This window comes from Pseudomonas sp., assembly GCF_035277045.1.
Lineage (GTDB): Bacteria > Pseudomonadota > Gammaproteobacteria > Pseudomonadales > Pseudomonadaceae > Aquipseudomonas.
Map to the genome: position 1 here is coordinate 1 of NZ_DATELE010000103.1, position 6,423 is coordinate 6,423.

Genomic DNA, 6,423 nt, shown 5'->3' on the forward strand with positions numbered 1-6,423 from the left:
GCTGGCGCGGCCGTCAGCCGCAGCTTCGCGCCCAAGGCCCAGGCGGCGGGCTGCTCGGTGATCGATCTTTCCGGGGCGCTGGAGCAGGCGCCGGCACTGGTCCCCGAGGCCAACGGCGAGCGCATCGGGCAACTGCCGCTGCCCGCCCTGGTCTGCAGCCCGAGCGCCGCCGCCGTTGCCCTGGCCGTGGCGTTGGCTCCGCTCAAAGGCCTGCTCGATATCGAGCGTCTCAACGTCACCGCCTGCGTGGCCATCTCGGCTCAAGGGCGCGAAGCGGTCAACGAGCTTGCACGTCAGACCGCCGAGCTGCTCAATGCACGCCCGCTCGAGCCACGGTTTTTCGATCGCCAGGTGGCCTTCAATCTGCTGGCCCAGGTTGGCGCCAGTGATGACCAGGGCCATGGGGTTCTGGAACGCCGCATGGTCAGCGAGTTGCGCGCGCTGCTGGACTTGCCTTTACTGAAGATTTCCGTGACCTGCGTTCAAGTCCCGGTATTTTTCGGCGATAGCTACAGTGTGTCGGTCCAGAGCCGTCATGCGGTCGACCTGCCAGCGGTCAACGCCGCGCTAGAAGCCGGCGAGGGCATCGAGCTGGTGGAGCCCGATGACTATCCGACACCGGTCGGTGACGCAGTGGGCCAGGACGTGGTGTATGTTGGTCGGGTGCGTCATGGGGTCGATGAGCGCGAACAGCTCAACCTGTGGCTGACCACCGACAATGTGCGCAAGGGCGCGGCCCTGAATGCCGTGCAACTGGCGCAATTGTTGATTAAACGCATGGCGTAAAAGATACTGGCGAGCAATTTTGTCCTGCACCGTCACCGGGTCTCGGGGCGATCAATACAAGGGAAGAGGTCATGCTTCGAATTCGCAAACTGGTCCTGGCCATCGCCGCAGCCTCCGCGCTGTCGTCTGGCACGGCGAACGCCCTGGGGTTGGGCGAGCTGACCCTGAGGTCGGCCCAGAACCAGCCTCTGGATGCCGAGATCGAGCTGCTCGATGTGCGCGACCTCACCTCAGGCGAAGTAGAGCCTGGCCTGGCCTCGCCGGAAGAGTTCGCCAAGGCAGGGGTGGCATATGCCCCCTACCTTGAGGACCTTACCTTCACCCCGGTGATCATCCCCAACGGCAAGAGCATGGTGCGCGTGACCTCCAGTCAGCCGCTGCCGGCGCCGGTGGTCAAGTTCCTGGTGCAGGTGATGTGGCCCCAGGGCCGCCTGCTGCGTGACTACAGCATGCTGCTTGACCAGGCGCAGGCCCAGGGCAGCCAGGCGCAGGCGGGCGTCGCGCCTGCCGTGAGCTACACCACCCGGTCCCGTGACACGCTCTGGCAGATTGCCGCCCGGGTTACCCAGGGCGGCTCGGTGCAGCAGACCATGATCGCCATCCAGGCACTGAACCCGGATGCATTCATCAACAACAACATCAACCTGCTCAAGGCCGGCCAGGTCTTGCGCCTGCCCGACCCGCAGCAGGTCAAGTCCATCCCGCAGGGCGAGGCGGTTCAGGAAGTCGCCGAACAGTATGCCGCGTGGCGTGAAGGCCGGCGGCTGGGCCCTCGTGCCCGGCAGCTGGACGCCACCCGTCGTGCCAGCGCCGAGGACGCACCGTCACGCATCGCCCAGCCGGACAACCTGCGCCTGGTCGCGCCGAGCAGCGAAGCGGCCACCGATGAAAACAAGGCCCTGAGCGATCAGCTGGCAGTGGCCGAGGAAAGTCTCGACACCAGCCGGCGCGACAACGAAGAGCTGAAAAGCCGCAATGCCGACCTGCAGAGCCAGCTCGACAAGCTGCAGCGCCTGATCGCCTTGAAGAATGACCAGCTGGCACGGCTGGAGGCCCAGAGCGGTACCGCTCAACCGCCCGCCGCGCTGCCAGGCGAAACGCCCGCCACGCTCCCGGGCGAAGCGCCGGCAGGGCAGCCTGCGGTGGGTGCCCCGCTGACGCCGGGCGAGACGGTGGTCGAGCCGGCGCCTGCCGCGGCGGATACCGCGCCCACCGCGGACGCCGCGCCCTCGCCAGACGCTGCGGCCACGCCTGGCGAGGACGAGCCCGAGGCCTCCGGCAGCGTGCTCGACAACCCAATGTGGCTGGTCCTGATCGCGGGCTCCGCGTTCCTGGCCCTGCTGCTGTTGCTGCTGCTCCTGGCGCGCAAGCGCAAGGCGGACCAGGAGGCCGAGAAACATCTGCGCATGGCCCGGGCGTTGGCCGAAGAGGGTGAGCGCGAGCCAGATCTGGACCTGTCGTCCGCCAGCTTCGACGGGCTCGACCACCCGGCACCCACCGTGAAGTTGTCCCCCGGCATGGTCGCGGCCTCGGCTGCCGCGGCCACCGCGGCGGAACACCCATCCGAGCCTGCGCCTGCGCCTGCGCCAGTCGGCGAGCCTGCCTCCGCGCCCGTGGTGGCCAACGTGCTGGCCACGCCCGCCGCGATCGACAAGGTGCTCGAAGAAGCCGAGCGCAGCATTGCCCAGGGTCGTCTCAACCATGCCGCCGAACTGCTGGAGCCTGCGGTCGCGGCCCAGCCGGACCGCAGCGAGCTGCGCCTGAAGCTGATGGAGGTGTATGCCCGCCAAGGCGATCGCGACGGCTTTGTTGGCCAGGAGCGCCAGTTGGTCGCCACGGGCCAGAATCACGCCGATGCCGAGGCGCTCAAGCAGCGCTTCCCGGCCATGCTCGGCGTGGCCGCGGCAGGTGTCGGCGCTGCGGCGCTGGCCGCCGAACTCGATGCGCAATATGTGCAGGAACTGCTGAGCGATCAGGCGCCCGCCGCGCAGGGTGATGCGGCGGACGACACCGCTTTCGACCTCAGCGTGGACGACGACCTGCTGCTGGACGAGCCGCCCCAGTCCCCGGCAAAGGCTCAGCCGACGCCGTTCGCAGCCGCCGAGCCAGCGGTCCCGTCGGAACCAGCTGGCGGCGACGCCGATGCCGATTTCGAAGCCTTGCTCGCCCAGGCCCAGGCCGATAGCGGCAACAGCCCGGACGACCTGGCCGATTTCGACCTGGATCTGAGCGAGCCCGAGCCGGTGGCCCCGGCTGCGCCCGCCGCCCAGGCCCCAGTGGACGTTGCAGCCGAGCTGGCCGCCTTCGATACCATCCCTGAGTTCGACCCCATTTCCGAGCTCGACCTGCCCGAAGACTTCGACCTGTCGCTTTCGCTCGATGATGAATCGCCCGCGGACAAGCGTTTCGCCTCGGAACTTGAGGACGTCAACGCCGAGCTGGACAAGTTGCCTCCAGGCCTCGATACGCCGCCGGACGAGCCGCGTTTCACGGCCGAGGATGCCGCCCTGGAGCCGGTCGACGACCTCGACTTCGACTTCTTCTCTGGTACCGACGAGGTCGCCACCAAGCTCGACCTGGCACGTGCCTATATCGACATGGGTGACCATGACGGCGCCCGCGACATCCTCGACGAGGTGGTCAAGGACGGCGATGATACCCAGCGCCAGGAAGCCCAGGACATGCTCTCGCGGCTTGTCTGAGACTTTGCGGCGACCAGACGACGGCAGCCCAGGTGGCTGCCGTTGTCGTTATAATGCCCGCCATCCGTTCAATCCACAGGCTTTGGTTTTTCTTGGACATCATCAATAACGACGCGGCCGAATCGGCGGCCGAGGGTTTCTTCCGCATCGCCCTGGGCGTCGAGTACAAGGGCGCCCGGTACCACGGCTGGCAGCGTCAGGCCAGCGGCGTGCCCAGTGTGCAGGAGGCCCTGGAGCAGGCGTTGTCGCGGGTCGCCGATGCGCCGGTGACGATCTCCTGCGCCGGGCGTACCGACGCCGCCGTGCATGCCTGCGGGCAGGTCGTGCACTTCGACACGCGCGCGGTGCGCAGCGAGCGTGCCTGGACCATGGGCACCAACCTCAACCTGCCCCGTGACATCAGCGTGACCTGGGCGCGGGAGATGCCGGCGCATTTCCACGCCCGCTTCAAGGCCATGGCCCGGCGCTATCGCTACGTGATCTACAACGACGAGATCCGCCCGGCGCACCTGGCCGACGAAGTGACCTGGAACCACCGGCCGCTGGATGTCGAGCGCATGGCCGAGGCGGCCCGGCACCTGCTGGGTACCCACGACTTCAGTGCGTTCCGCGCCGGCCAGTGCCAGGCCAAGTCGCCGGTCAAGCACATCCATCACCTGCGCGTGACCCGTCACGGGCAGATGATCGTGCTGGACATCCGCGCCACCGCCTTCCTCCATCACATGGTGCGCAACATCGCCGGCGTGCTGATGGCCATCGGGGCCGGCCAGCGCCCGGTGGAGTGGGCCCGCGAAGTGCTTGAAAGCCTCGACCGGCGCAATGCGGGCGTCACCGCGCACCCGTTCGGGCTGTACCTGGTGCAGGTCGAATACCCTGAGGAGTACGACCTTCCGCAGCGTTACATCGGCCCACACTTTCTCACTGGCTTCGAAGCGTTGTCGGCTGACGCCCCCAGCGTCATTTGCTAACATCCGGGGCTTTACCGATCAGCCGAGGTTCGTGCCCCATGAGCACCGTTCGCAGCAAGATCTGTGGGATAACCCGTATCGAAGATGCCCTGGCCGCAGCCGAGGCGGGTGCCGATGCCATCGGTTTCGTGTTCTACGCGAAAAGCCCACGGGCCGTGGACGTGCGCCAGGCACGCGAGATCATCAAGGCCCTGCCGCCCTTCGTCACCACGGTGGGGTTGTTCGTCAACGCCAGCCGCTGCGAGCTGAACGAGATTCTCGAGGTGGTGCCGCTGGACCTGCTGCAGTTCCATGGCGATGAAACCCCGGAAGACTGCGATGGCTATCATCGTCCCTGGATCAAGGCCCTGCGCGTGCGCCCCGGCGACGACCTGCAGGCCGCCTGCCAGCACTACCACAACGCCAGCGGCATCCTGCTCGACACCTACGTGGCCGGCGTGCCCGGCGGTACCGGCGAGGCCTTCGACTGGTCGCTGGTGCCAGAGCGCCTGAGCAAGCCTGTTATCCTTGCCGGCGGCTTGTCGCCGGACAACGTCGCGCAGGCCATCGCCCAGGTGCGCCCGTATGCGGTGGATGTCAGTGGCGGGGTCGAGCAGGCCAAGGGCATCAAGGATGCGGCGAAGATCGAGGCATTCCTGCGCGCGGTGAAGCAGGCGTGAGCGCGGATGTGACGGTTGGCCGCGCGCCATCGTCCATAGCTATCGCAGCGGTTGCTGCCGATCGGGCCCGAGGGCCGGTCATGAACACGCGGTGGCGCCACGGTGCGGCCCCGCAGGTTGAAGGTGGTGCGGTAACCAGGCAGACCCCGCCAGCGCGGGCGCCAGGGCCGGGCCGCCGTCGTTTCACAGAAGAATTTGAGCTCAAGGGCAGGGGTGTGGCCGGGATGCCCGGATCCGCCACTTGCCGCTACTGGAGAAAGAAAGCATGAGCAACTGGTTAGTAGACAAACTGATCCCATCGATCATGCGTTCCGAGGTCAAGAAGAGCTCGGTGCCCGAAGGCCTGTGGCACAAGTGCCCGGCGTGCGAGGCCGTGCTGTATCGCCCGGAGCTTGAAAAGACCCTCGATGTCTGCCCCAAGTGCAACCATCACATGCGCATCGGCGCGCGTGCGCGCATCGACATCTTCCTCGATGCCGAAGGCCGTGCCGAGCTGGGTGCGGACCTGGAGCCGGTCGACCGCCTCAAGTTCCGCGATGGCAAGAAGTACAAGGACCGCCTGACCGGCGCCCAGAAGCAGACCGGCGAGAAGGACGCGCTGATCTCCATGAGCGGCAGCCTGATGGGCATGCCGGTCGTGGTCAGCGCCTTCGAGTTCTCCTTCATGGGTGGCTCGATGGGCGCGATCGTCGGCGAGCGCTTCGTGCGTGCCGCCAACCATGCGCTGGAAAACCGCTGCCCGATGATCTGCTTCTCCGCATCCGGCGGCGCGCGCATGCAGGAAGCGCTGATCTCGCTGATGCAGATGGCCAAGACCTCCGCCGTGCTGGCGCGCCTGCGTGAAGAAGGCATTCCGTTCATCTCGGTCCTGACCGACCCGGTCTACGGCGGTGTATCGGCGAGCCTGGCGATGCTCGGCGACGTGATCGTCGGCGAACCCAAGGCACTGATCGGCTTCGCCGGCCCGCGCGTGATCGAGCAGACCGTTCGCGAGAAGCTGCCAGAAGGCTTCCAGCGCAGCGAGTTCCTGCTCGAGCACGGGGCGATCGACCTGATCATCTCGCGCAGCGAGCTGCGTCCGCGCCTGGCGCGCCTGCTGGCGCAGATGACCGGCCAGCCGACGCCGATCGAGGCCCATGAGCCTGTTGCGGAGGCGGTAGACGTCGCATCATGAGCCAACGTTCCCTGGGCGACTGGCTCGCCTACCTCGAGCAGTTGCATCCCTCGGCCATCGACATGGGCCTGGAGCGTTCGCGCCAGGTGGCCGAGCGGCTCGGGCTGGGCAAGCTTGCGCCGCGGGTGGTGACC

5 protein-coding genes and 1 pseudogene are annotated in these 6,423 nt (G+C 67.2%); all 6 read left to right on the forward strand.

What is annotated here, in order from left to right:
- On the forward strand, positions 1–786 hold a 786-nt coding region (locus tag VJS90_RS04220; RefSeq protein WP_324119392.1), incomplete at its 5' end, for an aspartate-semialdehyde dehydrogenase.
- Between the two features lie 71 nt (positions 787–857).
- The gene (locus VJS90_RS04225) at positions 858–3,488 is read left to right on the forward strand and encodes a FimV/HubP family polar landmark protein (protein ID WP_324119393.1); all 2,631 of its coding nucleotides are present in this window, start codon (positions 858–860) and stop codon (positions 3,486–3,488) included.
- A 53-nt stretch (positions 3,489–3,541) separates the two neighbouring features.
- On the forward strand, positions 3,542–4,456 hold the full coding sequence (gene truA, locus VJS90_RS04230; RefSeq protein WP_414704894.1) for a tRNA pseudouridine(38-40) synthase TruA: 915 nt from the start codon (positions 3,542–3,544) through the stop codon (positions 4,454–4,456).
- Positions 4,457–4,494: 38 nt separating this feature from the next.
- Positions 4,495–5,115, forward strand: a complete 621-nt coding sequence (locus tag VJS90_RS04235) for a phosphoribosylanthranilate isomerase (protein ID WP_324119395.1) — start codon at positions 4,495–4,497, stop codon at positions 5,113–5,115.
- Between the two features lie 265 nt (positions 5,116–5,380).
- A complete protein-coding gene (gene accD / locus VJS90_RS04240; RefSeq protein ID WP_324119396.1) occupies positions 5,381–6,289 on the forward strand; it encodes an acetyl-CoA carboxylase, carboxyltransferase subunit beta in 909 nt (302 codons plus the stop codon).
- A pseudogene (locus VJS90_RS04245) lies at positions 6,286–6,423 on the forward strand (bifunctional tetrahydrofolate synthase/dihydrofolate synthase); the annotation flags it as partial. The gene accD and the pseudogene VJS90_RS04245, both read left to right, overlap by 4 nt.

Coding starts and splice junctions, on each gene's coding strand:
- VJS90_RS04225 (WP_324119393.1), top strand. CDS start 858: ATGCTTCGAATTCGCAAACTGGTCCTGGCCATCGCCGCAGCCTCCGCG.
- truA (WP_414704894.1), top strand. CDS start 3,542: ATGCCCGCCATCCGTTCAATCCACAGGCTTTGGTTTTTCTTGGACATC.
- VJS90_RS04235 (WP_324119395.1), top strand. CDS start 4,495: ATGAGCACCGTTCGCAGCAAGATCTGTGGGATAACCCGTATCGAAGAT.
- accD (WP_324119396.1), top strand. CDS start 5,381: ATGAGCAACTGGTTAGTAGACAAACTGATCCCATCGATCATGCGTTCC.